This window comes from Streptomyces kurssanovii, assembly GCF_040677245.1.
GTDB lineage: Bacteria > Actinomycetota > Actinomycetes > Streptomycetales > Streptomycetaceae > Streptomyces > Streptomyces kurssanovii.
Genome location: NZ_JBFAQK010000058.1, coordinates 19,961 through 46,912, shown reverse-complemented (window position 1 = coordinate 46,912; position 26,952 = coordinate 19,961). Strand labels below are relative to the sequence as shown.

At 71.4% G+C, this 26,952-nt stretch carries 27 protein-coding genes; 16 read left to right on the top strand and 11 right to left on the bottom strand.

Features of this window, described 5'->3' with window-relative positions:
* Window positions 1-86: 86 nt before the first annotated feature.
* Window positions 87-770: a hypothetical protein gene (locus AB0K36_RS28690; protein WP_364599871.1), complete on the bottom strand. Its 684-nt coding sequence runs from the start codon at window positions 768-770 to the stop codon at window positions 87-89.
* Window positions 771-1,248: 478 nt separating this feature from the next.
* Between AB0K36_RS28690 and AB0K36_RS28685 the strand changes: the two genes are divergently transcribed.
* Window positions 1,249-1,857, top strand: a complete 609-nt coding sequence (locus AB0K36_RS28685) for a superoxide dismutase (RefSeq protein ID WP_364599869.1) — start codon at window positions 1,249-1,251, stop codon at window positions 1,855-1,857.
* 57 nt (window positions 1,858-1,914) lie between these two features.
* On the opposite strand, the gene AB0K36_RS28680 is transcribed toward AB0K36_RS28685, so the two are convergent.
* Both AB0K36_RS28680 and AB0K36_RS28675 read right to left on the bottom strand, forming a co-directional pair.
* Window positions 1,915-2,658: an SDR family oxidoreductase gene (locus tag AB0K36_RS28680; protein WP_364599867.1), complete on the bottom strand. Its 744-nt coding sequence runs from the start codon at window positions 2,656-2,658 to the stop codon at window positions 1,915-1,917.
* Window positions 2,659-2,806: 148 nt separating this feature from the next.
* On the bottom strand, window positions 2,807-3,598 hold the full coding sequence (locus AB0K36_RS28675) for a class I SAM-dependent methyltransferase (RefSeq protein ID WP_364599865.1): 792 nt from the start codon (window positions 3,596-3,598) through the stop codon (window positions 2,807-2,809).
* A 268-nt stretch (window positions 3,599-3,866) separates the two neighbouring features.
* On the opposite strand from AB0K36_RS28675, the gene AB0K36_RS28670 reads away from it, so the two are divergent.
* The 5 genes from AB0K36_RS28670 (at window position 3,867) to AB0K36_RS28650 (ending at window position 10,160) form a co-directional block, all read left to right on the top strand.
* Window positions 3,867-5,528 (top strand): alpha/beta hydrolase, encoded by a 1,662-nt coding sequence (locus AB0K36_RS28670; RefSeq protein ID WP_364599863.1) that lies wholly within the window; start codon window positions 3,867-3,869, stop codon window positions 5,526-5,528.
* A gap of 184 nt (window positions 5,529-5,712) precedes the next feature.
* A complete protein-coding gene (gene ctaD, locus AB0K36_RS28665) occupies window positions 5,713-7,446 on the top strand; it encodes an aa3-type cytochrome oxidase subunit I (protein ID WP_364599861.1) in 1,734 nt (577 codons plus the stop codon).
* Between the two features lie 352 nt (window positions 7,447-7,798).
* Window positions 7,799-8,098, top strand: coding sequence for a hypothetical protein (locus tag AB0K36_RS28660; RefSeq protein WP_364599859.1), 300 nt, complete (start codon window positions 7,799-7,801; stop codon window positions 8,096-8,098).
* Window positions 8,099-8,257: 159 nt separating this feature from the next.
* Window positions 8,258-8,530, top strand: coding sequence for a hypothetical protein (locus AB0K36_RS28655; RefSeq protein ID WP_364599857.1), 273 nt, complete (start codon window positions 8,258-8,260; stop codon window positions 8,528-8,530).
* A 64-nt stretch (window positions 8,531-8,594) separates the two neighbouring features.
* On the top strand, window positions 8,595-10,160 hold the full coding sequence (locus AB0K36_RS28650) for a hypothetical protein (RefSeq protein ID WP_364599855.1): 1,566 nt from the start codon (window positions 8,595-8,597) through the stop codon (window positions 10,158-10,160).
* Here AB0K36_RS28650 and AB0K36_RS28645 read toward each other — a convergent pair.
* Window positions 10,154-11,557, bottom strand: a complete 1,404-nt coding sequence (locus AB0K36_RS28645) for a DEAD/DEAH box helicase (RefSeq protein WP_364599853.1) — start codon at window positions 11,555-11,557, stop codon at window positions 10,154-10,156. The two genes, AB0K36_RS28650 and AB0K36_RS28645, sit on opposite strands and share 7 nt — an antisense overlap.
* Window positions 11,558-11,758: 201 nt before the next feature.
* Here AB0K36_RS28645 and AB0K36_RS28640 point away from each other — a divergent pair, with 201 nt between their 5' ends.
* Window positions 11,759-12,292 carry a GNAT family N-acetyltransferase gene (locus AB0K36_RS28640; RefSeq protein ID WP_189473867.1) on the top strand — a complete coding sequence of 178 codons (534 nt, stop codon included), beginning with the start codon at window positions 11,759-11,761 and terminating at the stop codon, window positions 12,290-12,292.
* Between the two features lie 60 nt (window positions 12,293-12,352).
* Here AB0K36_RS28640 and AB0K36_RS28635 read toward each other — a convergent pair whose 3' ends face one another.
* Window positions 12,353-13,582: an MFS transporter gene (locus tag AB0K36_RS28635; RefSeq protein WP_364599851.1), complete on the bottom strand. Its 1,230-nt coding sequence runs from the start codon at window positions 13,580-13,582 to the stop codon at window positions 12,353-12,355.
* A 54-nt stretch (window positions 13,583-13,636) separates the two neighbouring features.
* On the opposite strand from AB0K36_RS28635, the gene AB0K36_RS28630 reads away from it, so the two are divergent.
* From AB0K36_RS28630 to AB0K36_RS28620, 3 genes are all read left to right on the top strand, one after another.
* The gene (locus AB0K36_RS28630; protein ID WP_364599849.1) at window positions 13,637-14,389 is read left to right on the top strand and encodes an AraC family transcriptional regulator; all 753 of its coding nucleotides are present in this window, start codon (window positions 13,637-13,639) and stop codon (window positions 14,387-14,389) included.
* 148 nt (window positions 14,390-14,537) lie between these two features.
* Entirely contained in the window at window positions 14,538-14,888 is a 351-nt protein-coding gene (locus tag AB0K36_RS28625) for a YciI family protein (RefSeq protein ID WP_364599847.1), read from the top strand.
* 5 nt (window positions 14,889-14,893) lie between these two features.
* Window positions 14,894-16,174, top strand: coding sequence for an RNA polymerase sigma factor (locus tag AB0K36_RS28620; RefSeq protein WP_364599845.1), 1,281 nt, complete (start codon window positions 14,894-14,896; stop codon window positions 16,172-16,174).
* A gap of 36 nt (window positions 16,175-16,210) precedes the next feature.
* On the opposite strand, the gene AB0K36_RS28615 is transcribed toward AB0K36_RS28620, so the two are convergent.
* From AB0K36_RS28615 to AB0K36_RS28600, 4 genes are all read right to left on the bottom strand, one after another.
* Window positions 16,211-17,359, bottom strand: a complete 1,149-nt coding sequence (locus tag AB0K36_RS28615; protein ID WP_364599843.1) for a winged helix DNA-binding domain-containing protein — start codon at window positions 17,357-17,359, stop codon at window positions 16,211-16,213.
* A 70-nt stretch (window positions 17,360-17,429) separates the two neighbouring features.
* A complete protein-coding gene (locus AB0K36_RS28610; protein WP_364599841.1) occupies window positions 17,430-17,954 on the bottom strand; it encodes a VOC family protein in 525 nt (174 codons plus the stop codon).
* Between the two features lie 183 nt (window positions 17,955-18,137).
* On the bottom strand, window positions 18,138-18,536 hold the full coding sequence (locus AB0K36_RS28605) for a VOC family protein (RefSeq protein WP_364599839.1): 399 nt from the start codon (window positions 18,534-18,536) through the stop codon (window positions 18,138-18,140).
* The gene (locus AB0K36_RS28600) at window positions 18,533-19,054 is read right to left on the bottom strand and encodes a cupin domain-containing protein (protein ID WP_364599837.1); all 522 of its coding nucleotides are present in this window, start codon (window positions 19,052-19,054) and stop codon (window positions 18,533-18,535) included. Before AB0K36_RS28600 ends, AB0K36_RS28605 begins: the two co-directional genes overlap by 4 nt.
* A gap of 90 nt (window positions 19,055-19,144) precedes the next feature.
* Between AB0K36_RS28600 and AB0K36_RS28595 the strand changes: the two genes are divergently transcribed.
* From AB0K36_RS28595 to AB0K36_RS28580, 4 genes are all read left to right on the top strand, one after another.
* Complete coding sequence (locus tag AB0K36_RS28595) at window positions 19,145-19,465, top strand: hypothetical protein (RefSeq protein WP_364599835.1); 321 nt, start codon at window positions 19,145-19,147, stop codon at window positions 19,463-19,465.
* A 316-nt stretch (window positions 19,466-19,781) separates the two neighbouring features.
* Window positions 19,782-20,843, top strand: a complete 1,062-nt coding sequence (locus AB0K36_RS28590; protein WP_364599833.1) for a polyprenyl synthetase family protein — start codon at window positions 19,782-19,784, stop codon at window positions 20,841-20,843.
* A 194-nt stretch (window positions 20,844-21,037) separates the two neighbouring features.
* Entirely contained in the window at window positions 21,038-21,889 is an 852-nt protein-coding gene (locus AB0K36_RS28585) for an ABC transporter ATP-binding protein (protein ID WP_364599831.1), read from the top strand.
* Window positions 21,886-22,665 carry an ABC transporter permease gene (locus AB0K36_RS28580; RefSeq protein ID WP_364599829.1) on the top strand — a complete coding sequence of 260 codons (780 nt, stop codon included), beginning with the start codon at window positions 21,886-21,888 and terminating at the stop codon, window positions 22,663-22,665. The genes AB0K36_RS28585 and AB0K36_RS28580 overlap by 4 nt, the downstream gene beginning before the upstream one ends.
* A gap of 179 nt (window positions 22,666-22,844) precedes the next feature.
* On the opposite strand, the gene AB0K36_RS28575 is transcribed toward AB0K36_RS28580, so the two are convergent.
* Entirely contained in the window at window positions 22,845-23,054 is a 210-nt protein-coding gene (locus AB0K36_RS28575) for a hypothetical protein (RefSeq protein WP_364599827.1), read from the bottom strand.
* A gap of 236 nt (window positions 23,055-23,290) precedes the next feature.
* On the opposite strand from AB0K36_RS28575, the gene AB0K36_RS28570 reads away from it, so the two are divergent.
* On the top strand, window positions 23,291-23,932 hold the full coding sequence (locus tag AB0K36_RS28570) for a CAP domain-containing protein (protein ID WP_364599825.1): 642 nt from the start codon (window positions 23,291-23,293) through the stop codon (window positions 23,930-23,932).
* An 83-nt stretch (window positions 23,933-24,015) separates the two neighbouring features.
* Here the strand turns inward: AB0K36_RS28570 and AB0K36_RS28565 are convergent, their stop codons facing one another.
* Entirely contained in the window at window positions 24,016-25,092 is a 1,077-nt protein-coding gene (locus AB0K36_RS28565; RefSeq protein WP_364599823.1) for a terpene synthase family protein, read from the bottom strand.
* 393 nt (window positions 25,093-25,485) lie between these two features.
* On the opposite strand from AB0K36_RS28565, the gene AB0K36_RS28560 reads away from it, so the two are divergent.
* A complete protein-coding gene (locus tag AB0K36_RS28560; RefSeq protein WP_364599821.1) occupies window positions 25,486-26,883 on the top strand; it encodes an alpha/beta hydrolase domain-containing protein in 1,398 nt (465 codons plus the stop codon).
* Window positions 26,884-26,952: the final 69 nt, after the last annotated feature.

Below are 26,952 nucleotides of genomic sequence, written 5' to 3'. Positions count from 1 at the left end.
AACACCCCCGCTGAGGGCTTCAACACGGCGTTCCAGGGAGCGCAGGCACCCGGATCGACGATGAACCGCCCTGACGCGCGGGCAGGTCAGGGCTGTGCCGGGGGCGGCAGTTCGGCGTGCACGACGGTGTAACCGCCCTTGGTCACCGGGGCGTACGGGGCCGGGGCCATGCAGGTGCCGACAGGGGCGTCCTCGGGGGCAGCGTCGCCGCCCGGCAGCAGATTCACCCCGTTCCACGAGAAGCCCACGCGGTCGCCCGAGCGGTTCTTGCCGTCCTTGCCCCCGTCGTAGACGCTGAATCCGAGCCTCCGGCCGATGTCGAGGGGCCCGCCGGGACCCACCTTGGTGATGACCGCCGTCAGCGTCGCCGAGCGGGGGCCGGTGACCAGGCAGTCCACCCGCCCCTCGGCCGTGTACGTGATGTCCCGTGCGGCCGAGTAGTGCGAAATCCTGACCGTTCCCCGGGCGTCGGTGGGAAGGCCCGTGGGTATCCCGGGCAGCGGCCGGCTGTACGGATCGGCGACCGCGTCGAAGCTGAACGAGCGGACGTCCTCGTCCTGGTGATAGGGCAGCGTGAAATCCGCCCGGCCGGTGACACTCGCGTGCGACGGCGTCCCGCGACCCTCGGCAGAAGCGCCGGAGTCGTCGGAGGCGCCCGAGGCGCCGGAGAGGCCGGAGGCGCCCGAGACGCCGGAGGTGCCGGATGCGCCCGACGCGCTGGCGACGCCGCTCACGGCGAGCACCGCGGCGGCCGCGGTCAGTACGGCCACTGTCCTGCGTGGTGACGGAGAAAGCACGGTGGTCTCCCGGGAGTTGGTGTGTTGCGACGTGTCCCATCCTTCACGCCGCCCCCTCCCGGGCCATCGGCCCTGAGCGGCAACTCCCCGCGCCCACCTCGGCCGTTCGGCGGACCCGTGGTCGCTCTCAGGTCGCGCGGACCGGCGCCACCGACCGCGCACGTCCCGGCGGCGGGCGCCCCGCGCCGGGCCGCTGCCGGGCCGGCGTCGAAAGCCCGGACGGACGCCGTGCACGCCGGGGGAGCGGGGCCGGCGTCCGGCGGACGCCGGTGAGAAGACGACCACCTCTCGGGAGGAACGGCAGCACGTGAATGCCGCACCGCCGAAAGCTGACGTGCCGACCCCGCCCCTGGCCATGTTGCTGCATCAGATAGGTTGTTGCAAGTAATGTGCAATAGGGGTTGGCTGTCCCCGGACGATCACCCACACGGAACGAAAGGGGACGTGCCTGATGGGCACCTACGCGCTTCCCGACCTGCCGTACGACTACTCCGCGCTCGCCCCGGCCATCGCGCCGGAGATCCTGGAGCTGCACCACGCCAAGCACCATGCCGCCTACGTCAAGGGCGCCAACGACACCCTGGAACAGCTCGCCGAGGCCCGGGAGAAGGACCTGATCACCCCCACCGGCCTGGTGGGTCTGGAGAAGACTTTCGCCTTCAACCTCTCCGGGCACGCCCTGCACTCGATCTTCTGGCAGAACCTCTCCCCGGACGGCGGCGACCGTCCCGTAGGCGCCCTCGCCGACGCCATCGACGAACACCTCGGCGGCTTCGACGCGTTCAGGAAGCAGCTCACCGTCGCCACCACCTCGGTGCAGGGATCCGGCTGGGGCGTGCTGGCCTGGGAGCCGCTCGGCCGGCGCCTGATCGTCGAGCAGGTCTACGACCACCACGGCAACGTGGGCCAGGGCAGCACCCCGCTGCTGGTCTTCGACGCCTGGGAGCACGCCTACTACCTGCAGTACAAGAACGTCCGCCCCGACTACGTCACCAAGCTGTGGGACCTGGTCGACTGGGCGGACGTCGCCGCCCGTTACGCGGCGGCGGCCGGCGCCTGACCACCCCGCCCGGGGCGGCCACGGACACTCCGCCCGGCACCTGCCGGGCGGCCGGTCTCAGCCGCGCTCGTCCGCCAGCCACGCGTCGAACGTCTGCATACCCCGCGGGCCCGGGCCCGTGGGGAGCAGGCCGCCGCCGGCCATCGCGCGGCCCGCCGCTCCCGGGTAGCGGACCGGCAGCACGAAGCGGCGTTCCGGGCGGGTGGGGAGCAGACGGCGGACCATGTCGAGGAGCCATTCCTCGCGGGGGCCCGCCAGTTCGGGGGCCATGCGCTGGGCGGGCCCCTCGGCCAGTCCGGCCAGGGCGCGGGCCGCCTCCCGGACGGCGACCGGCTGGACGCGCATGCGCGGGATCACGGCCAGCGGACCGGGCATGCCGTCCAGGATCTGGTCCGCGAACTCGTGGAACTGCGTCGCCCGCAGCACCGTCCACGGGACCGGCCCGTCCGCCACGACCTGCTCCTGGCGGATCTTGCCCTGGTAGTAGCCGTGACCGACCCGCTCGATGCCCACGATCGACAGCACCACGTGGTGGCGCACGCCCGCCCGCTCCTCGGCAGCGAGCAGATGGCGCGACGCCGACTCGAAGAACGCCACGGCCTTCCTGCGGCTGAGCGTCTGCGCGTTGGTCACGTCGATCACCGCGCCGACACCGGCCAGGGCGTCGTCGAGGCCCTGGCCCGTGGTGACGTCGACGCCCGTCGAACGGGCCAGCACCACAGGCTCGTGCCCGGCGGCGCGCAGTTCACCGACGACGTGCCGCCCGGCCAGACCGGTACCGCCCGCTACCGCAACACGCATGCGATCTCTCCGTTCAGGCACTCAGGCATTACAGGCAGGCGTTCAGGTGCTCGGACATCCGGACGTACGGCGCACCGCCGGGCGGATCTGCCGTACGCGACCGCGACCGTACCCGCGACCGCGACCGCGCCCGTATCCGCACCGCCGCTCACGCGGCGTGGGTGACGCGCAGTTTCGACTGGCCGTGCGGCAGCTGCTCCCAGTCGTCCATGAAGCGGGCGTCGAGGCCGTGCCGGGCGGCCAGCCGGACCAGTGTCTGGGTCCGGTAGTAGAAGTCCTCGCCCAGCACCTGGTGCTCGCGCGTCTCGGTGCGGTCGTAGGTGAAGTCGAAGAACCCGCCCGGGGCGAGCACTCGTCCCACGTTCGCCAGGCATTCGTCGATGATCTCCAGCGTCGAGTGCGAGAAGACGCTGTGCGCGTGCACGACCGTGAACGCGGCGTCGGGGAGGAAGTCCAGCGTCAGATTGTCCACGGGCGTCAGGTACGGAAGCTTGTGCTGGAGCCCGTAGCGGACGAGGGTCTTCTTGGCCTCGATGAGGATGTCGGGGGAGATGTCGATCCCGTAGTAGTGGCCGGGCTCCAGATGGTCGATGAACCGCCAGCCGGCCCGCAGATTGCCGCAGCCGATCTCCAGCATCCGGTCCTGCGGCTTCAGCCCGTGCTCGCGCAGGTAGTCGAACTGCATCTGCCCGATGGCGAGCCAGCGGTCGTGGGAAGGCCCGCCGCCGACCGCCGCGTCCGGGCTCCTCGCCGTGTCGGAGGCCATCACCGCCCGGTAGTAGGCGACGTGGCCGCCGCGGTGGCGCAGCCGCAGCCATGTGTCCCGGCCCGCCCGGCGCAGGTAGGGCAGTACGCGCTGCGGGTTCCGCAGCGCGTACCGCGCCTTGTGGCCGAGGCTCGACCGGTTCGTCGACAGACGGGATGCGGGTCGTTGCGGCATGACGGCCTCCGTGTCGGTGGGCGTCCCCCTTCCCGGATGCTAACCACGGGCGGCCCCGCCGGGCGCGGGCTCACCCGTTCGGCACACATTCCACCCGGGACCCCGACCGGCCCGGCCGCCCCGGCGCCCGCACGAGGTGCTCACCCCGGCTGCACGCCGCCGTACAAGAACACCGCGGCCGACCGCCGGGCAGGTCCTCGAACCACATGGCCCCCGAACGGACGCCGTGCCCGTGCGCCTCCGGCAGGGCCGCCAGAAGCTGAGGGCCATGCCCTCCACACGAGCGATATCCGCCGCTGTCCTGCTGTCCACCGCCACACTGCTCTCCTGCTCCCTGACGGCCTGCACGCCGGCGGCACAGGACGGCGACCAAGGCGGTCGCGGCGGCCGCGGCGGCGCAGCGACCGACGGACGCGACGAAGGCCGGTTCTGGAAGCAGTCCCTGGACTGGAAGGACTGCCCGGCCCCCTCGCCCGTCCAGGGCGGCGGCGAGGCCCCCGACCCCCTCCCGGACGGCACCCGGTGGCAGTGCACCACCCTGCGGGCGCCGCTGGACTGGAAGAAGCCCGCCGGGGAGTCGATCGGCATCGAGCTGATCCGGGCCCGCTCCAGCGGCGACGCCGACGACCGGATCGGTTCGCTGCTTTTCAACTTCGGCGGCCCCGGGGAATCGGGAGTCGCCACCCTGCCCGGCCTCGCCCCCGACTACGAGAAGCTCCGCTCCCGCTACGACCTGGTCAGCTTCGACCCGCGCGGCGTCGGCAACAGCCGGGGCGTGCGCTGCCTGGACGCCGGCGCCGCCGACGAGGACGAGGTGGACGACACCCCCGACGACGGCGGCGACGAGAACAACGCGCTGGTCGAGTTCAACCGGGAGATGGCCGCGGCGTGCAAGAAGAACTCCGGCGACATCCTCCCGCACGTCGGCACCACCGAGGCCGCCCAGGACATGGACCTGATGCGGCACGTCCTCGGCGACGACAAGCTCCACTACTTCGGGATCTCGTACGGCACCCAGCTCGGCGGCGTCTACGCCCACCTGTTCCCGAAGAACGTCGGCCGGGCCGTTCTGGACGGCGTCGTCGACCCCACCCGGAACACGATGGAGGAAGCCCTCGGGCAGGCCGGAGGGTTCCAGCTCGCCTTCGACCACTTTGCCGCATGGTGCGCCGAGCAGGGCTGCACGCTCGGCGACGACGCCGAGGAGATCGTGGACACCACCGTGGAACTCGAGGCCGACCTCGACGACACTCCGCTCCCCACCTCCGACGGAAGCGAACTCGACGGCGACAAGCTCACCGGCGCCATCACCGGTGCGCTCTACCGGCAGGAGTTCTGGCCCGCCCTCCTGGTGGGCCTGGAAGCAGCCGCCACCGGCAACGGCGACATCATGCTGGACCTCGCGGAGGAGCTGGGACAGCGCGGCTCCGGCGGCGACGCCGACGGGGACGGCGACGCCGACACCGCCGGCAACGACAACGAGAGCAACGAGGACGACGCCTTCAGGGCCATCACCTGCGACGACTCCAGCGACCGCTACACCGTGGCGGACGTGGAGGCCAAGATGCCCGAATTCATCGGAAAGTCGCTCCTGTTCGGGCCCACCCTGGCGTGGGGCACACTCGCCTGCGACGGCTGGCCGGTGCCGGGAGAGGCCGAACACCCCGAGGTGAGCGCGCCGGGCGCGCCGCCGATCCTGCTGGTCGGCAACACCGGGGACCCCGCCACCCCTTACGAGGGCGCCGCCCGCATGGCGGAGCAGCTCGGCAAGGGCGTGGGCTTCGAGCTCACCTACAAGGGCGAGGGCCACGGCGCCTACGACAGCGGGAACGCGTGCGTGCAGAGCGCCGTCAACGCGTATCTGCTCGACGGGAAGCTCCCGAAGAGCGGCGCGGTGTGCGAGGCGGAGCCGCTGCCGGAAGGCAAGTAGCCCTGGCCCGCGGCCGTCCGCGGGCCCCCGCCCCGCTGACCCGGCCGAGGGCATGTCCGCAGGCCCCGGCGCGGCTTCGCGGCATTACGTGTGGCATCGCGTTGGCTGGGCACTCCACCGCTTCGCAACCGCCGCTTTCCGAACCGCGCACGAAGGAACCGCCAGAACCGCCCGGGGGTCACACATGGTCACATCCACCCGTACGCCGGCACCCGTTCCCGTGAAGGGCCGCACGCGGGGCCAGGTCGTCATCGTGTGGCTGACGACCACGGATCATAAGAAGATCGGGCACCTCTACCTGATCGCGTCGTTCCTGTTCTTCGTCGTCGCCGGGGTGATGGCCCTGCTGCTCCGTGCGGAACTGGCCCGGCCGGGCCTTCAGATCCTCTCGAGCGAGCAGTACAACCAGACGTTCACCATGCACGGCACCATCATGCTGCTGCTTTTCGCGACGCCCACCTTCGCGGGTTTCGCCAATGCCGTCATGCCGTTGCAGATCGGCTCTCCCGACGTGGCGTTCCCCCGGCTGAACATGCTGTCGTTCTGGCTGTTCTTCTTCGGCGGACTGATCGTGCTGAGCAGCCTGTTCACCCCCCAGGGCGCCGCCGACTTCGGCTGGACCGCCTACACGCCGCTCAGCGGCGGCGAGCGCTCACCGTACCTGGGCGGCGACCTGTGGATCATGGGCCTGGCGCTGTCCGGGTTCGGCACCATCCTCGGCGCCGTCAACTTCATCACGACGATCATCTGCCTGCGCGCGCCGGGAATGACGATGTTCCGGATGCCGATCTTCACCTGGAACATCCTGTTCACCTCGGTCCTGGTCCTCCTCGCCTTCCCCGTCCTCGCGGCCGCGCTGCTGGTCCTGGAGGCCGACCGGCGTTTCGGCGCACAGGTGTTCAACCCCGAGAACGGCGGCGCACTCCTGTGGCAGCACCTCTTCTGGTTCTTCGGCCACCCCGAGGTCTACATCATCGCCCTGCCGTTCTTCGGCATCGTCACGGAGATCCTCCCCGTCTTCTCCCGTAAACCGATCTTCGGCTACGTCGGCCTGATCGGGGCGACCATCGCCATCACGGGACTGTCGGTGACGGTGTGGGCCCATCACATGTTCGCGACCGGCGCGGTCCTGCTGCCGTTCTTCTCCTTCATGACCTTCCTCATCGCGGTGCCCACCGGGGTGAAGTTCTTCAACTGGATCGGCACCATGTGGAAGGGATCGCTGTCCTTCGAGACGCCGATGCTGTGGTCCATCGGCTTCCTCGTCACGTTCCTCTTCGGCGGCCTGACCGGCATCATCCTCGCCTCGCCGCCCCTCGACTTCCACGTCACCGACAGCTATTTCGTCGTGGCCCACTTCCACTACGTCGTCTTCGGCACCGTCGTGTTCGCCATGTTCGCCGGCTTCCACTTCTGGTGGCCCAAGATGACGGGCACGATGCTCGACGAACGCCTCGGCAAGATCCACTTCTGGACGCTGTTCACCGGCTTCCACACCACGTTCCTCGTCCAGCACTGGCTCGGCGCGGAAGGCATGCCACGGCGCTACGCCGACTATCTCGCCGCCGACGGCTTCACCGCTCTCAACACCGTCGCCAGTATCGGAGCGTTCCTCCTGGGCGCCTCCACGCTTCCGTTCTTCTACAACGTCTGGAAGACGGCGAAGAGCGGCAAGCGCATCGAGGTCGACGACCCGTGGGGCTACGGCCGCTCCCTGGAATGGGCCACCTCGTGCCCCCCGCCGCGGCACAACTTCACCACGCTGCCCCGGATCCGTTCCGAGTCGCCCGCCTTCGACCTCCACCACCCGGTGGTCACACAGTTCGACGCCGCCGAGGCCGCCGGCCGGCGCGACGTCGTCGAACCCGGCAAGGGCGTGGCGCCCATGAGCCGGGACGAGAACAGCCCGGAGGACTGAGGCGCCACGTCCTCCCGGACCCCCCGGGGACGTGCGTGCCACTGTGGGTGATTCCCACCCCAGGGGTGGACGCGCGTTCTATTCGGCTGCGGCACGCATATCGCCGCCCAACTCCCGGCATTCGCCGCTGACCTGCGGATTTCTCCGTTCCGGCATGGTGCCGCCCTCTGATAACACGGGAGCGGACGCACTGCCAAATCGTTTCGCCACTCCAGGTTCATGATCACCAAAAAGCGTGATCGGGCGCATCCTGCTCCCTGGGCCCGCTGTTATCCGTGCGTCCACACCGTGATGGACACCGGCTCGTAGGGGTTTCGAGCCGTTAGCAGGAAACCGAAAGGAAAAAGTCTTCATGTCGAAGATCAGCTTCGAGGAGCTCGACGTTCTCGCCGGCGAGATGCTGCCCGAGCGTGCCGTGCTCTCCACCGTCGTGCCCTTCAACAACTGGGGCGGCGGCGGCTCCGAGGGCGGCTCCTCGAGCTCTGCCGTCGCCATCGCGCCGGCCGCGTCGGACCAGAACGGCATCACCAGCTCGGCCTGCTCCGTCCAGGAGGTCGACGGCACTCCGGGTCTGCTCGGCTCCCTGGGCCTGGGCTCGAACAACCCGAGCTCCGGCATGACCTGCATGCCGAGCTCCACGTCGGTGTTCTGATAGTTCACTGTCCGCGGCTGGGGACGGCGTTTCCGCCACCACGGAAACACCGTCCCCGGCCGTCCGGGTTTCCGCGTCCCGACCGTGAGTGCCGGCAGGAAACGAACGGCACATAACGGGAGCGTCAACGGGCACGAGGATAGCCCGAGGAAGGAAGCCATGGACAACATCGGCTACCACGAACTCGCAGCCCTCGGCGCAGAGTTCCTTCCGCCGCGGACCATGCTGTCGCTCATCACGATCGACAACAGTTCCACGACGTACCAGTACCACTTCCCCGAGGGCGGCGGCGACGGCAACTCGCAGGTCGCCTTCGCCTGCCAGTCCGAGCGCGTGCACGGCACCCCCGGCCTGATCGGCTCGTTGGGCCTCGGCTCCAACAACCCGAGTTCCAGCCTGACCTGCGTACCGGCCGCAGTCACCAGCGGCTGATCCGCCCCACCCCGACGCGGGGCCCGGCGCCGTGCCGGGCCCCGCGTGTCACCGGGAGAACCGCATGCCTTCCCCTTCCGCCGGTGAGCACCTGAACCTGCCCGCCCTCACCGACGGCACCGAACTCGTCGGCGAATACGCGGGCTCCGGCTACCGCAAGCCCCCGCACCTGATCCAGCGCCGCGACGGCCAGGTCATCCACCTGCCCGACCTGCTCTACCGCACCGTCAAAGAACTCCGCCGCCAACGCGGCATCGAAGCCTCCGCCGAACGCATCCTCGAACGCGTCGCCGAGGAACTGTCCCACGCCACCGGCCGCGGCTTCGCCGCCGAACACATCGCCTTCCTCCTCGACGAGAAACTCGCCCCCCTCGGCATCACCACCCGCAGCGACGGCACCGCGCCCCCGGTCACCAAGACCGAACACGCCGTACTCGGCCTGCGCACCCGCGCCGCCCTCGTCTCCGAACACACCACCTGGGTGATCGCCGGACTCTTCGCCTGGCTCTTCCACCCCGCCGCCGTCATCGTCCTTCTCGCCACCCTGCTCGCCGCCGAGACCTGGCTCTTCACCACCCAGGACACCGGCGCGGCCATCACCGGCGTCATGGCCGAACCGCTCGGCGTCCTCGTCACCGTCGGCCTCACACTGCTCTCCGCCGCGTTCCACGAGATCGGCCACGCCTCCGCCTGCCGCTACGGCAACGTACGCCCCGGCGTGATGGGCTGCGGCATCTACGTCGTGTGGCCCGCCTTCTACACCGACGTCACCAACTCCTACCGCCTCGGCCGCGCCGGACGGCTGCGCACCGACCTCGGCGGCGTCTACTTCAACGGCCTGTTCATCCTGGCCCTCACCGCAATCCACGCCCAGGCGCCGACACCGGTACTCCTCGCCGCGATCCTGCTGATCAACCTCGAAGTGGTGCAGCAACTCCTGCCCACCCTGCGGTTCGACGGGTACTACATCATGTCGGACCTGGTCGGCATCCCCGACCTGTTCAAATACATCGGCCCCATCCTCCGCCACAAGGTGCTGCGCCGGCCCGCCGAACCCCGGCTGCGCGAACTGAAACGATGGCCGCAGACCGTCGTCACCCTGTGGGTCCTGCTCGTGCTGCCCGTACTCGCCGTCCAGTTGGGCGTCGTGGTGCTGCGCCTGCCGGACATGATCACGCAGGCATGGGCCACGGCCGGCCGTCTGATCGACACCGCCGGCTCCCCGCTGGGCATCATCGCGTCCGCCGTCCAGATGCTCTTCCTGCTGCTGCCCGTCATCGGCGTCGGGCTCGTCCTGTGGTCACTGCTGCGCACCCTCGTGCGGCTGGCCGCCAGACAGGTCCGCACCGCCGGCGGACTGCCGACACCGTCCGCGATGCTGTGGGGCGCACTCCACATGCTGTTCGCCCTGGCCGTGGCCTACCTGCTGTGGAGGATGAGCCGCACCAGCGTCCGCCGTGCCGAATCCGAAGGACCGGCCGCCCCCCGCCCCGTCCTGGCCTGCGAACTGCGCCCCTTCGACGGCGGCAGCTCACCGGCGGAACCACCCTGCGGGGCGACCGTCTTCGGATACGCCGACGCACACGCGACCGGCGAGACGCTCGCCCCCTCCCAGAGGGAACGTCAGTGACCGCGGCGGACCCGGGCCGCCCTGCGCGCCTCCGCGAGACCACGGGCCTCGGCCGTCCTGCGCGACTCCTTCGGGGCCCGGGCGCCCAGACCCCGGAAGGGCGCGTTGCCGCCGGCTGACTTGTCCGCGACAGGCGGCCGCTTCGCCCCGGTGATGCCCGCCAGCTTCTCCTCGCCGGAGCGCACCTGCGTGACCACCGGCCGGATCCCGGCGTCGGACATCATCCGGTTCACGTCACGCCGCTGGCCCGGCGTGACCAGGGTGACCACCCGGCCCGACTCGCCCGCACGCGCCGTACGCCCGCCCCGGTGGAGATAGTCCTTGGGATCGGCGGGCGGATCGACGTTGACGACAAGGTCGAGCGCGTCGACATGGATGCCCCGCGCGGCCACGTTGGTGGCCACCAGCACGGTGACCTCACCGCTCTTGAACTGGGCGAGCGTATGCGTGCGCTGCGGCTGCGACTTCCCGCTGTGCAGCGCGGCCGCCCGGACACCACTGCCGCGCAGATGACGGGTGAACTGGTCGACCGCGTGCTTGGTGTCCAGGAACATCAGCACCCGCCCGTCCCGGGCGGCGATCTCCGTGGCCGTGGCGTACTTGTCCGCCGGATGGATGTTCAGCACATGGTGCTCCATCGTGGTCACCGCGCCCGCCGCCCGGTCGACCGTCGCCTGCACCGGGTCATGGAGGTAGCGCCCGACCAGAAGATCGACGTTGCGGTCGAGGGTGGCCGAGAACAGCATCCGCTGCCCACCCGGCCGCACCTGGTCCAACAGCTCCGACACCTGGGGCAGGAACCCCATGTCGCACATCTGGTCCGCCTCGTCCAGCACCGCGATCCGCACCTGGTCCAGATGGCAGTCCCGGCGCGCCACCAGGTCGGCCAGCCGGCCCGGGGTCGCGACGACCACGTCCGCACCGGCCCGCAGCGCCGCCGCCTGCCGCCCGATCGACAACCCGCCCACCACCGTCGCCGGCCGCAGCCCCAGCGCCGACGCGTACGGGGCCAGCACGTCACTCACCTGCTGCGCCAGCTCCCGGGTCGGCACCAGGACCAGCCCCAGCGGCCGCTTCGGCTCGGCGCGCCGGCCCGCGGTACGGGTGAGCAGGGGCAGCCCGAAGGCGAGAGTCTTGCCCGACCCGGTCCGCGCACGGCCGAGGATGTCCCGGCCGGCCAGCGCGTCGGGCAGGGTGGCCGCCTGGATCGGGAACGGCTCCGTCACCCCGGAATCGGCCATCACCCGCGCCACTTCCGGGGGCAGCCCCAGCTCGGCGAAGGACCGCGCGGGCGGCGAACCGGGCGTCAGCGTCACCGCAGAGAGCTCACCCCGCACCGCCGACGGCCGGTCTGTGCCGGCACCGAGGCGCCCGGCGGCTGACGGCTTCGCATTCATGGGGGACCCTTCCGTGGTCTGGCGCCCGGAACGAGCCGGGGCCCGCACCCCTTGGTACGGGCCCCAGAACGACGAAGCGTGACCCCATTTTACCAGCGCGCCCCCACCCCCGGCCGGTCCCGCCTGCGCCGCCCTCACGCCGAAGACCGGCACGGGCACCGATTAACGGTGACCCCCCTGCCTCCGGCAGGATGAGCGTCCATGACCGAGATCCGCACCCCCCGCCTCCTCCTGCGCCGCTGGCACGACGACGACCTCGCGCCGATGGCGGACATCAACGCGGACCCCCAGGTCATGCGCTGGGTCGACGACGGCTCCCCGCTCGACCTCGAGGACACCGCCGAGGCGATCGAGCAGTGGGAAGAGGAATGGGACGAGGAGGGCTTCGGTCTCTTCGCCGTCGAACTGCTCGCCTCCGGCGAACTGGCCGGCTTCACCGGACTGTCCGTGCCCGAGTTCCTGCCGGAGGTGATGCCCGCCGTGGCGATCAGCTGGCGGCTCGGCTCCCCGTTCTGGGGCCAGGGATACGCCTCAGAAGCCGCCCAGGCGACGCTCGAGTTCGCGCTCCAGGACCGTGGACTCGACCGCGTCATCAGCATCAGCCGCGCCGGGGACGACGCGTCCGAGAACGTCATCCGCAAGCTCGGCATGGTGCTCGAGCGCGAGACGGTGCACCCCGTGTACGGCTTCCCGCTGCGCGTCCACAGCATCGACCTCACCGAGTTCCAGGCCTGAGCCCCGCCGGGCACCCGGCGCCGCCCCACCCCCGGCCGGGCCCGCCTGCGCCGCCCCGCGTCACCCCCGCCCCGCCGCCTCTGCCTCCGTCCCGTCCCCGGCCTGCCGCGCCGCCGCCACGACGCGCCGCGGCGCCGCCGGTTCCGGCAGGGAACGCAGCAGCAGCCAGCCCAGCACGGGCATCACCACCAGCGGAGCCAGCGCCGTCCGCAGGGACGTCGCGTCGGCGAGCTGCCCGATGAAAGGGCCGGCCAGGCCGCCGGCACTGACGGTGAGCCCGAGGGTGACCCCGCCGGCCGTACCGACCCGCGAGGGCAGATAGTCCTGAGCGAGGGTGACCTGCAGCGAGAACGGCACGTACAGGCCGGCGGACGCCAGCGCCACGACCACGTAGAGGCCCGGCCCCGGAACGGTGACGATCCCCGCGACCGCGACGGCCGTGGCCAGGTACGACCAGCGGCACACGACGACCCGGTCCCAGCGCTCGGCCAGGTGCCCGCCCACCACGGAGCCCACCGCGCCGCCGAGGTAGAGCACGAACAGCGCCGCCGTGCCCGCCGCCGCGCCGCCCCCCGTGCGCTGCCGTGCGTAGAGCGAGATGAAGGTGCTCAGGCCGACGAAGACGACCGACCGGCAGATCACCGCCATCGACAGCTTCCCGAACGACACCCGGTCATCGGCCGCCCTCACCGCCACCGGGCCGGAACGCGCACTCCCGTCCTTCTCCAGCGCCTTCAGCACCGGCAGGCACAGCACGCTGCCGACGAGCGCCGGCACCACGAGCAACGGCGACAGCCGCAGCCCTGCTCCGGCGACGACCGCGGTGACCATGAGGGGCGCGAGCGCGAAGCCGAGGTTCCCGCCGAGGGAGAACCAGCCCATCCCCTTGTGACTGCCCTGGCAGGCGAGCCGCGCGACCCGGGCGGCCTCGGGATGGTAGGCGGCCACCCCCAGCCCCGACACCGCCACGAACACCAGCGTCCACCCGTAGGAGCCGCTCACGCCGCTCCCGGCGATGCCCGCCCCGCCCAGCAGCGTGCTCACCGGCAGCAGCCAGGGCATCGCCCACCGGTCGGTCAGCACCCCGAACACCGGCTGGGCCACCGACGACAGCACCGACGCGGCAAGCACGATCCCGGACACCGCGGCGTAACTGTAGGCACGCTCGGCCACGAAGAACGGCACGAGCGACGCCACCGCGCCCTGATACACGTCCACGCAGGCATGCCCGACCGCCAGCAGGACCACCGACCTGTTCTTCCGCCTGTTCTTCCGCCCGTTCTTCCGCACGCGACCATCGTCGACGGCACACCGGCTGTCGCACTTCCGATAAACTGCCGACCGATGCCGCGAATCCGCCACCAGCCGGTCGCTCCGACCCGGACCCGGAGCCTGGCGACCGGGACACGGATCGACGCCCACCAGCACGACGACCACCAGATCGTCTACGCGGGGCGAGGAGCACTGACCGTCACGACCGGCGCCGGCACCTGGGTGGCACCCGCCACCCGCGCCATCTGGATCCCGGCCGGCACCGTCCACGCCCACCAGGCCCACGGCGACCTGGAACTGCACCTCGTCGGCCTGCCCGCCACCGACAACCCGCTCGGCCTCCACACACCGACCGTGCTCGCCGTCGCGCCCCTGCTCCGCGAACTCATCCTCGCCCACACCCGCCCCCCGCTCGACGACAGCCCCGAACGCACCCGCCTGCGCGCCGTCCTGCTGGACCAGCTACGGGCCTCGCCCCAGCAGCCGCTCCACCTGCCCGCGCCCACCTCCCCCCTGCTGCAGGAGCTGTGCGACCTGCTGCGCGCCGACCCCGCCGACAACCGCACCCTGGCCGCACTGGGCAGGACCGTCGGCGCGAGCGACCGCACCCTGTCCCGGCTGTTCAAGTCCGACCTCGCCATGACCTTCCCGCAGTGGCGCACCCAACTGCGCCTGCACCACGCACTGCTCCTGCTGGCGGACAACACCCCCGTGACCACCGTGGCGCACCGGTGCGGCTGGTCGTCCGCCAGCGCGTTCATCGACGTCTTCCGCCGGGCTTTCGGCCACACCCCGGGCACCCACCACCGCCACGGACCCGGCTGACCCCGGCCCGGAACACGAAGCAGACCGGCGACGTCCGCAAGAAACCGGAAGAAAATCGAGGGACCGTGTCGATACGGCCCGGTCCCGTTCGTCGTCATCATGTGCGGCACCCGCCGCACGACAACGACAGACCTGAGGGAGCCGGACCATGAAGTACATGATGCTGATCAACAGTGGCGCGACCGACGCGAACGGCGGGGCCGCCGAATGCACCGTCGAGGACTGGATGGCCTACGACAAGGCCGTGCGCGACGCCGGCATCCTCGTCTCGGGCGAGTCGCTGGCCGACCTGGTCACCGCCACCAAGGTCCAGGTCGGCGCCGACGGTGAACGGACCGTCACCGACGGGCCGTTCGCCGAGACCCGCGAAGTCCTCGGCGGCTTCTACGTCATCGACGTGCCGGACCTCGACATCGCCCTCGACTGGGCCGCCCGTTGCCCCGGTGCACGCGGCAGCGGATCGGTCGTCGTGCGGCCGGTCGCCGACTTCGGGGCCTGACAGCGATGCAGGCGCGGGCGACCGGCACGGACAGGGCGGTGGAATCGGTGTTCCGCGAGGAACACGGCCGGTTGCTCGCCTCCCTCGTACGCCGGTTCGGGGATCTGGACCTGGCGGAGGAAGTCGCCTCCGAGGCGGTCGAGGCGGCGCTGGTGCACTGGCCGGTCCACGGCGTGCCGGACAGGCCCGGCGCCTGGCTGCTGACCACGGCCCGGCGCAAGGCCGTCGACCGGCTCCGCCGCGACCAGGCGTACGCCGCCCGCCTCGCCGTCCTCCAGGTGGACGCGGACCGGGCCGGCCCCGCCCCCGACACCGGCGCGGACAGTGAACTGCCCGACGAACGCCTCCAGTTGTTCTTCACCTGCGCCCACCCCGCGCTGCTGCCCGAGGCACGCGGGGCCCTGACCCTGCGCTGCCTGGCCGGACTGACGACACCCGAGGTCGCCCGCGCCTACCTCGTACCGCCCGCCACGATGGCCCAGCGGATCGTACGGGCGAAGAAGAAGATCCGCGAGGCCCGCATCCCGTTCCGGGTACCCGGCGCCGACGAACTGCCCGGACGCCTGCCCGGCGTCCTCCAGGTCCTCTACTCCATCTTCACCGAGGGCTACACCGCCAGCTCCGGCCCCCGACTCCAACGGCTCGACCTCGCCGAGGAAGCCGTCCGCCTCGCCCGCATCCTGCACCGGCTGCTGCCCGCCGAACGAGAGGTCACCGGACTGCTCGCCCTCATGCTCCTGGTCCACGCCCGCCGCGCCGCCCGCACCGGCCCCACCGGCGAACTCGTCCTCCTCGAGGACCAGGACCGCGACCGCTGGGACCGCGCCATGATCGACGAAGGCCTGGCCCTCGTACCCCCGGCCCTGACCGGCGGCCCGCCCGGCCCCTACGGCGTGCAGGCCGCGATCGCAGCCCTGCACGACGAGGCAGCCGACCTCGCGACCACCGACTGGCCGCAGATCGTCGCCCTCTACGACGTCCTGCTCACGCTCACCCCCTCCCCGGTCGTCGCCCTGAACCGGGCCGCCGCGGTCGCCATGCGCGACGGCCCCGAAGCGGGCCTGGCACTCCTCGACGACCTCGCGGACGAGGAGCGGCTACGCGGCCACCACCCCTACCCGGCCGCCCGGGCCGACCTCCTCCAGCGCCTCGGCAGGCTCCCCGAGGCCGCGGCGGCCTACCGGCAGGCACTCGACCTCGCCGGCACCGAACCCGAACGGGCCCACCTGCGCCGCAGACTGGACGCGCTCGAACACCCCGGCCCGGACAACCCCGCCCACCCATGACAGCCCCGCGTTCGGGTGCACGAAGGGACCCCTGGCTCACCCACCCGCAAGCAGCCGGACCTCGGCCGCCGGCAACCCCTTGACCCACCAGTGGTCGAAGCGCCGGTAGGCCGCCGGATCACGAGGGGCGAGGAACGCGACGAGCGACGCGGCCTCCACGGCCAGCTGCTCCCACACATGACCGGGAAGCGGACGAAAAGCCGTGGCCTCGATCCCGCCCTCCACCGCACGCCACACACCCGCGACATGACCGTCGACCAGCAGCGTGGGCAGCACGTCACCGTTCACCCGCGTCACCTGCCGGCGCCACTCGGGCGGCACGACACGGCTCCGGTCGGCGTAGGCCAGCAGGACGCTGTCCCACATCGCCATCAGCCTCGGCGGCGCCGGAACATCCTCCGCCGGGAGCAGCCCGCCGGGAACGTCGTACAGCACCGTGCCGTCAGGCCCTTCGAACCGCACGAGCCCACCGCCCAGCGAGTCCACCGCCGCCCTGATACGGGCCCGCCCCACCGTCGCGAACTGCGCCATGTCCGCCACCGACGCCGGCCCGAAACCCTCCAGGTAGCGCCGGACCAGCTCCCGCAGACTCCCCGCGGCCACCTCCGCATCCGCCAGCACCGGCCGCTCGCCCGCCGCCACGTACGACGGCCGCGTACCGAACGACCACGGCCCTCCCGTCGGCGCATGCCACAGCGGCACGTACTGACGCAGCATCCGCTGCGCCGCCGACTCCATCGGCGCGCCCAGCCGCTCCTCGATCAGGCCCCCTATCTCGGCCGCGGTCCGCGGCCGGCCGGCGAACTCCAGCACATCCGCGACCAGTTCACCGACGTCGTCCGCTGTGAGCCCGGACGCCGTGAACCGGGAGTCGCCGAGCCGGGAGCCGCGCAGCGTCGGCTCCATCGCCTCACGGAACGACCGGTAGTCCTCGGCGTGGACCGCGTGCAGGGTCAGCCGCATCAGCGTCGCCTTCACCGTCCGCAGACCGGCCATCGACGCGTCGAGCCCCGACGCGTCGAAACCGCTCAGCCTGTTCCACAGGGCGATGTACGGCGAAACGGGCTGCTGCGCCTGCAGGGCGACCACCCGCCGCACCCCCTCCGCCACATCGAGCGGCTCGCGGCCGAGCAGCAACTGCCGTGCGAGAGTGGCACGGTTGAGCCCGCGCGCGGTGATCTTCATGCCGGGATCGTGCCGGGTACGGCCGCCGCCCGGCGGCGAGGCAGAGGCCGGGCCGGGCGGGACGAAGGGCTCAACGGGCGGGGCGCCGCGGGGCACTGGCCACCCCCGACTCCCGGCCGCTGAGTTCCGCGTCCAGGGTCTCCTGGGCGATGCGCATCGACTCGGCGTACTTCGGCTCGGACATCCGCTGCCAGGCCACGTCCGGTGCGACGTCCTCGGTCCGGCTCGTCACCCACCAGATGTTGCCGAACGGATCCCGCACCCTGCCGCCACGGTCGCCCCACGCACTGTCGACGACCTCGGTGACCACCCGTGCCCCGTGCGCGACGGCGGCGGACATGGCGGCATCCGCGTCGGGCACGTAGATCCGCAGCAGTGACGGCATCACCGGCCAGTCCGGCCGCCGGTCGAAGGCCAGCACGACCGTGTCGCCGACCCGGATCTCACCGTGACCGATGGTGCCGTCCTCGACCGGCACCCGCGCGAGCTCCTCACCCCCGAACGCGGCGGTGACGAAGTCGAGCAGCGCCCCGGTGTCGTCGGTGACCACCCACGGCGCGACACTCGTATACCCCTCGGGCACAGTGCGGTTCATCGGCCTGTCCTCTCGTCCGGTCCTCCGTGCCTGCATGACATGACGACCGTAGAACCCGAACAGGTCGGATTCCGTCCTAGATGCCGCCCGACGCCACCGGCTCGGACGGCGCGCCGCCCCGGACGCACCGGCGCCCCGGCGCGACCCGCCGGACGCGACCGACCGGACGCGACCGGGCAGCCGCTATCCCCAGGTGCGCGAGCACAGCACCAGCCGGTAGCCGTCCGGGTCGGCGACCGTCACCCCGTGCTTGTCCCAGTACGGATTGTGCGCGCGCACCCGGGTGCCGCCGCAGGCCACCAGCCGGTCGACGAGACTCTCCTCCACGGCGGCGCCCAGGTAGAGCACGAACAGGTCGTCCACGGTCGGAGCCGGCTCCAGCGGGCGCTCAGGATCATGGGTCAGCTCGAAGTGCCAGGAGGCGCCCGCAGGGCCGACCATCAGCAGATCGTGCTCGCCCGGGACCCGCTCGGTGCTCCGCCACAGCACCGCGAGCCCGAGCCCGTCCACGTAGAAGCGTTCCGCGGCGGCGAGGTCGCGCGAAGGGCGGGCCACGCGGACGTGCGTCGTGGAGCCGATCACGCCGACGCCTCCAGGACGGCACGCCACACGGGGCTGTCGACGTAGTGGTTGTCGAAGCGTTCCGCGGACTCGGCGATCTCCTTCGCATCGGCCTCACCGCGCATCACCCGGCCGAGCAGGCGCAGGTAGTCGAACCGGCCCATGCCCGGGGTGAACACGAACAGGACGTCCGCCTTCGCGCCGGGCGCCGCGGCGAAGGCGTGCGGGGTGCCCGGCGGCACGGCCAGGAAGTCGCCCTCGTCCAGGACGGTGACCTCCTCGCCCACCAGCACCCGCAGAGACCCGCTGATCACGAAGAACAACTCCGTCGCCCTGGTGTGGAAGTGCGCCGGCGCCCCCACCGCTCCCTCGGCGAAGGCGGACCGGTACGTCGTGAAGCCGCCAAGGGCCTCGTCCGACTCGCCGAGCAGCGTCATCACACTGCTCGGGTCGGCACAGGTCTCGGCATCCACGCGGCGGGTCAGCACCGCCTGAAGGGGAGTGGTGGACGGCGATCCGGTGGGCGTTTCCTCAGTCATGATCACGACCCTACGGCCCGAAGTGCCCCGCGATGCGGGTCAATTCGACGCCGAAACCCTGGGCCAATCCGTACCGGCCATGATGGAGGGATGAGACCCCGGATCCAGGCCTTCGTCGCCGATGGCCCCCTGCCCGGCCAGGACGCCGACGAGGACGAGATCGACCGTCGCGTCAGACAGCTCGAGGCTGTCGCGGCGCCCGTCACGGCCGAGGAGGCGCAGGCTCTGGCCGGCTGCTTCGGACCCGACGACTGCTACGGCGTCGCCTGGACGCTGCTGCACCTCATCGAGACCGCCCCCGGCCCCGTCCCCACGGTGCCGCCGCCCGGCCCGGGCGCCGACGAGTGGCACCGTACACTCCGGAACCGGTGGGGGAGCGGCGAGTTCTCCGACGACGGCCCGGCGGCCTGAAGCCCGCCGGCCCTCGGCGGCACCGGACCGAGGAGAACGGCCTGCGGACCCCAGGAGCGCGGCCCTGCGGCCCGGCGCGCCCGCGGCTCTGCGGCCCGGCCCGCAGCCGGTCGCGAGGGGAAGAATCGATAACCGAAAGATCCGTCTACTTCGCCCACCGAGGTGATTCTGACGGCTCCCCGGCGTCGAGACCGACACGCAGAGTGATCGCTCGTTTAGCTGGGGGCATGGGATTCCGAAAAGATCACCACGGGTGTTCGACCCGTCAATGCGCAAGTAATACAGTCCTGTTCGCCCTGAACGCCGGAGGCGCGGCATGGCGGCACTGACAGCGCCCACCACGGATGTGACGGCGTCCGTGGAGAGCTTCCTCGACGAAGCCCGCGCCCTCGTGGCCCCGGCGTTGAGGGACGCCGTCGGTGAACTGCCGGAGCCGGAGCGCCGTATCGCCGGCTACCACCGCGGATGGCACGAGGCGGACGGCAGCCCTCTGCCGTCACTGGCATGTGCCCAGGGCGGCGGGAAGGCGGTCCGGCCGGCCCTGGTGCTGCTCGCGGCCCGCGCCGTCGGCGGCTCTGCCGAGTGCGCCGTTCCGGGGGCCGTGGCGGTGGAACTGATCCACGACTTCTCCCTGTTGCACGACGACGTGATCGACGGCGACCCGCTGCGCCGGCACCGGCCCGCCGCCTGGACGGTGTACGGCACGCCCGCCGCGGTGCTGGCCGGGGACGCCCTGCTGGTGGGGGCGATGCGCACGCTGGCGGCAGTGCCCGCACCGTCCGCGGACGCGGCGCTGCAGGAGGTCCTGGCGATGCTGGGCCGGCTGATGGCCGGACAGAGCCAGGACGTGGCCTTCGAGCGGCTCGGCCGGGTGGGTGTGGGGGAGTACCTGGACATGGCCGAGGGCAAGACAGGCGCCTTGATGGGGTGCGCGTGCGCACTGGGCGGTGTGCTGGCCGGAGCGGGGCGTGAACGGGTCGCGGGCCTGCGGGACTTCGGCCGCTGCCTGGGAGTGGCGTTTCAATGCGTGGACGATCTCCTGGGCATCTGGGGCACGAGCGCCCGCAGCGGCAAGCCGGTGGGATCGGACCTGGCGGCGCGCAAGAAGTCCCTGCCGGTCGTTGCGGCCCTCGCCGACGAAGGCCCGGCCGGCAGGCGTCTGTCCGCCCTGTACGAGCGTCCGGAGCCGCTGGACGAAGCCGGCATCGCGCTCGCCGCGGAGCTCGTGGAACGGGCAGGGGGCCGGGAGAGGACGGAACGGGAAGTCGCACGGCAGACCACGGCGGCGATGCGCGCCCTGTCGCGGGCGGAACCGCCTGCCGACGTGTACCGGCAGATGCAGGAACTCGCCGTTCTCCTGACGGGCCGCGACCGCTGAGGCATCGCACGGAGCCCGCCCGGCGGGAGCCCCGGTCGGCACGCCGCGGCACCCGCCGCAGCGTGCCACGGGATTTTCGTAACCAAGGGCATTGCCGGTACGTTCAATTCCAGGGAGCCGCAACGACGTGCTGCCCTTGGGCCGCAATTCACCACCGGCGAAACGTATGGATTTTGAATCCGAACGATATTCACATGAGAGGGCGGGATGTGTCCGGCCCCCCGGCCATCAGTGTGTACGGCCTGCATGTCATGCGGGGAAAGCACGCCCTGCTGCAGGAAATCAGTTTCACCGTACCGCAGGGCGTCATCGTGGGACTTCTCGGCCCCAGCGGCTGCGGAAAGACGACCCTGCTGCGGTCGGTGGTCGGCATCCAGCCGGCCACCTGCGGTCACGTGCAGGTCCTGGGCCATCCCGCGGGCGCGCCCGGCCTCAGCCGCCGGGTCGGCTACGTCACCCAGGCACCGTCGGTGTACCCGGACCTCACCGTCCTGGAGAACCTGAGGTACTTCTCGGCCGCCCTCGGGATGCGCGGCTGGCGGCGCGAGAACGCCGTGGTGCGCGTGGTGAAGGAGGTGGACCTCGCCGAGTACGCCGACAAGCCCGTCGCACGCCTCTCCGGCGGCCAGTACTCCCGCGTCTCACTGGCCGTGGCACTGCTCGGCACCCCGGATCTGCTGGTGATGGACGAACCGACCGTCGGGCTCGACCCTCTGGTGCGGCGGGAGTTGTGGAGTGTCTTCAAGCGTCTCGCGGAGGAGGGAACGACCTTGCTCGTCTCCAGTCACGTCATGGACGAGGCCGACCGCTGTGACCGGCTGCTGCTGATGCGCGGCGGCCGGCTGATCGCCTCGGCGGGCCGCGAGGACCTGCTGCTGCACACCGGATGCGACAGCGTGGAGGAAGCCTTCATGCACCTGGTGACCTCCGCGGCGACGACGGAAGCCGTCCCCCGTCCGGCTTCCGAAAGCGTTCCCGCCCCGCTGATCACCGACCCGCTGCCCGACCTGGGCCGGCCGTACTTCGCATCGGAAGCCCGCCGGTGAGCGCGGACCACCTGCCCGTACCGCAGTGGCGTGGACGTCCGCTGCCGTTCTCGCCGGCCATCACCGCGGCGACGGCGCGGCGCGTGCTGCAGCAGATCTCACGTGACCGGGGCAGCACGGCGCTGATGCTCGTGATCCCGTGCATGCTCATGGTGCTGCTCAAGCTGATGTTCAGCGGCGCCGAGGAGTCCTTCGAACGGGTGGGCCCGCAGGTCTTCGGCGTCTTCCCGGTCATCGTGATGTATCTGGTCGCCTCCGTGTCGACGCTGCGCGAGCGCACCTCCGGGACCGCGGAGCGGCTGCTCACCATGCCGGTGCAGCGGCTCGACATCGTCCTGGGATACAGCCTCGCCTTCGCGTTCCTCGCGCTGCTCCAGGCCGTCCTGTCCACCCTGCTCGCCATCGGCCCGCTGGGACTGGACATCAAAGGGCCCGCGTATCTCCTCATGGTCATCGCCATGCTCGGAGCGCTGCTCGGGCTCGCGCTCGGCCTCCTCGTCAGCGCCTTCGCCCGCAACGAGTTCCAGGCGGTGCAGTTCCTGCCCGCGGGCGTCCTGCCGCAGTTCCTGGTGTGCGGCCTGTTCGTACCCAGGGACGAGATGCACGGGGTCCTCGACGGTCTGGCGCAGATCATGCCGATGACCTACGCCGTCCAGGCCGCCACGGAAGCCGCCACGCACGAGGGGGTCACCGGCATCTTCGTCCGGGACGCCGGGCTGATCCTGCTGTGCGTCGTCGGGGTCCTCCTCGCCAGTGCCGCCACGCTCAAACGCTGACGGCGGTGAAGCGCCCGGCAGGCGGCCATCCGGGGGCCGACGAGCGGCCCCCGGCCACCCGGCGGCCCTGCGGCGGCCGTTGAGCGGCGACGCGGACGACGGGCCGCACACGGACGACGGGTGGGGTACGGCCCGGTGCCGTACCCCACCGCGTGCTGTCCGCCGGTCCGTCCGGTGGTTCAGAACCCGAAGCCGCCGCCGTTCGACGTGCCCCACTGGAAGCCCGCGCTGACATTGCCGTTGCGCGGGATCTCGAACGGGCCGAACATGATGGGCCGCTCACCGTGCCCGCCCCCGTGGCCGCCGGGACCGTCGATGCCGATCGACGGTGACGACGGCGCGGCGGACGCCGAGGCCGCGGCGCCTCCCACGGCAACTGCGGCCGCCATTACGGAAACAATCGCGGCACGACGGAGAAATGACATCAATGACTCCCACGGAGAGAAAAACGGATCCGAATACGTCTGCCACCCTAGTGGCCCGGCGGTGTCGTAGATCAATTCCTGCCGGTCGATTCCCTCGAAGGAGGCACGGTAATCCGATGTGCCCCATCAATATGCGTATCGCCTTTTCCGGCTTTCACGCCGGATAGTAATTGCCCCGCTTTTCTCTGTACGGTGCCCCGGTGAAGAACCGTGTTCTGGTCCCCGCCGTGGTCGCCCTCGTCACACTGGCCGGCGCAGCGCCCGCAGCCGGTCTCGCCCCACCGCCGCCCTGGTACTACGAGCCCGCACAGCCGGCCGCCTGGAAACCCGCACCGGCTCCCTCCTGGCGGCCGCCCGCCGCCCGCCCGGCCGAGAAGCCGTCACAGCAGGCCCCGGCACAGGGAGGTGGCACGGAACGCCCCACCAAAGGCACCGGTAGTAGTGGTCCTGCGCCGCAGGCCGACTACCGATCGACCCTGGTGCGGCTGCTGAACGACGAACGGGCCGCAGCGGACTGCCCGGCACTGCGCCCCCATCCGAAACTGAACAAGGCGGCACAGGCGCACAGCGCGTACATGGCACGTGCGCAGAACCTCTCCCACACGGGGGAGGGCGGCACCGACCCGGGCGGCCGACTGGCCGCGGCCGGCTACGACTTCGGCCGGGCAGGAGAGAACATCGTCGCCGGACCCGCGGACCCCGCGGCGGCGGTACGGGCGTGGATGAACAGTTCCAAGCACCGCACTTCCATCCTGACCTGCCAGTACCGTCACGCGGGTGCCGGTCGCGCCACGGGCCGCAACGGCCCGTGGTGGACACTGCTGCTGGCCGCGCCGCGCTGAGCCGCGCCGCGCTGAGCCGCGCCGCGCTGAGCCGCGCGGCCGGTGCGCCGCGCGGATCGGCGCGACGCGAACCGGCGCTCACGTCAAATCAGATCGTCGTCCCACCACCACGCGACCGTGGGGGCCGACGGAAGGGGCGCGCACCTGCTGTCGGCCGCGGACCGGGCCCACTCCAGCGGCGCTTCGTCCATGGCGTCGGGTACGTGTCCGAGGCTGAGGTACCGCGGCACCCGCAGGCCCCACTCGGCGTTACCCCTGATCCCGTACCGCAACCCCTGCAGATAGCTGCCCAGTTCGGTGCCGGCGTGGGGCCTGACCCGGTCGTGGACCTGCAGGAACCTGGTGAGGATCCGGTCCCTGATGCAGGCCGCCGCCTCCACCGCCTGCCCCAGCCCGATCTGCTGATGGTGCATCAGCACGCTGTAGATGTTCTGGTCGGAGTGGTCACGGGACATTTCCTTGCGCAACGAGTGCCGGTCGTTGTCGAGCGCGGCCACCATGATGGCCATCTCCGTCAGGGCCCGCACCACCGGCCGGTGCAACTCCTCGTCCGGCACCTCGAGCCCGGTCGCCAGCTCCAGCATGGCGAACGTCGGCTCGCCGCCGGACGCCAGCAGCCTCATGGCCAGGTACTCGTCCAGCTCCGGCATCCGGCCCGCCGCCTGATTGCCGATCTGCCAGGCGACGCCCGACAGCCACGCCCGGTGCGCATCGGTGAAGCGGCGGACCTGCGCCGGCGTGCCGAACGACCGGAACCGGCCGACGATGTCCTGCAGCGGCCGCACGAACCGCTCGCCCCCGTCGTCGGCGGAAGGCGCCTCGGCCGCCCGCTGAACGAGCCCGGCCACCGCGTTGAACTGCGCGGGGCGGCTGCTCAAGGGGCCACTGTCGCACCGGGCGTCGTCGAACGCGAAGCCCCAGTAGACCCACAGCGACGTCGCCAGCAGACGGTCGTCGTCCGCGACAGGGACGAACCGGGCGTAGAAGTCCGCGCTGTGCGTGGCCGCCACCCAGGCCTCCTCGTGCTCGGACGCGCACATGCCGCTCTCGCGGACCCACCGCACCGCCCGGTCGGCCACCTGCCGCACATGGCGGTGCACCGCCGACTCCAGAGGGCAGTAGAGGGCGGGAAGGTCGGCCTCGGCGACGGCAACTCCCATGATCAGGTCCTTTGTCTCGATCAGCGTGGACCCCTCACATGCTGGTCGGTGCCTTTGCAGGGCGAAGAGACATCAAGGCGTTTCCGTGACAAACCCCCCGAAAAGGTAGAGGCCAGCGGTGCATTGACGCACCCGGGCGGTGCACCTCCCGCCGCGGCACACAGGGCGGCCGCCCACGCGCCGTCGCCGTCGCCGTACACCGCACCGGCTGACCGGACCGCCGAAGCCGAGCCGGTGGGGGAGCACCCGGGCGCGAGGCGCGACCGGCCGGTGGAGAGAGGCGGCTCGCTCTTTCGGGCCACGCCGGAGGCCGGCGCAGACGGCAAGTGATCGGCTGACTCCAGCGCCAGTGCACCGAATGAGTGCTCCCCGGCGCAGACGGAGGAGTACTCGATGTTCTGGCCGACTTCCCGACACAAGACTCCCGCCCCGGGCCGCGGGCGGGCGCGGATCCTCCAGGTGGGTGCGCTGCTCCTGGCGGCACTGACACCCGCCCTTCCGGCGTCCGCCGCCCAGACACCTCCCATCACCTCCCCACCCGGCCAAGCACCCCACGATCTCGTGAGCACGCCGCCGGGCGACACCGAGGACCGGCTCGGCACCCCCGTGGCCACGCCCCTCGGGGAATTCGGCGGAATCCGCTACGTGCAGTACGACGGCGTGTTCGAGGGCGAGACGTCGACCGGCCGGTTCCGCGTGCCCTACCGGATCAGCGCTCCGGCCGACCCGCACCGCACCAACGGCACCGCTCTCGTGGAACCGCCGCACTTCGTCGTCGGACTCGGCATGCTCGACGTCTACCTGCGCCGGGACTTCCTGTTCCGCCAGGGATTCGTGCACGCCGGCGTCGGCTGGAGCACCCTCGGCGACCGCATCCTCGACCCGTCGGTGCCCGGCACATTCATCGAGGGCGGATTCGACGAGGACGGCGGGAGGGTCGACGACGAGATCATCACGGACTTCTCCAAGGCGCTCTCCTCCCGCGCCTCCGACGCGCGCCCACTGGTCGGCACAGTGCACCGCCGCTACGGCACCGGCTTCTCCGACAGCTCCTATCCGCTCCTGCGCCTGGTCCGTTCCGGTGACGCCGCGGGCCCGTTCGACATGGTGCTGCCCGTCACCACGGAGGGCTTCGACCCCCAGGCCGACATCGCCGCCGGCCGCTACAAGGGCAAGATCCTCATCGTGAACTCGGAGGCCGACGACTCCACCAACCTGACCGACCGCGGCATCGCCCCCGAGCGGTACCGCTTCTACGCCGTCGCGGGAAGCCCCCACATCCCGGACCCGCTGGACGCGCCACTGGACGTACCGTTCCCCGTCCGGGGATCCACACCGGCGAGCTTCGTACCCGCGCTGCGCGCACACTTCCTGCAGGGCCACGACTGGGTACGCAAGGGATCACCACCGCCGACGAGCACCCAACTGCGCACCGAGGGCGACAGCATCGTCCGGGACACCAACGGCAACGCCCTCACCGAAGACCGCACCGGCCGACTCGTACCACGACTGCCGTTCGTCGAACTCGGCGAGGCCCGCTACATCGCCGGCTTCATCGGCAGCTACGACAACGTGCGCACCGTCCAGCAACTCGGCTTCAGCAGCCACCGCGCCTACACCAGAGCCTTCGCCGACAAACTTCGGGACTACCAAAAAGCCGGCTTCATCCTGCCGGTGGACGCCCGCGACATGCGCCGCCGCGCACAGCTGTGCCCTCCGTCGACGTTCACCGAGACCTACCGCGACCACTACACCCGGTTCGTCACGATCCGCCCCTGCCCGGCCCGGTGAACCCCGCCGTGCCCTGAAGCCGAGCGTGACGGCTCCAGCCGCCCCAACGACCGCCCCCCGGCCGGGACC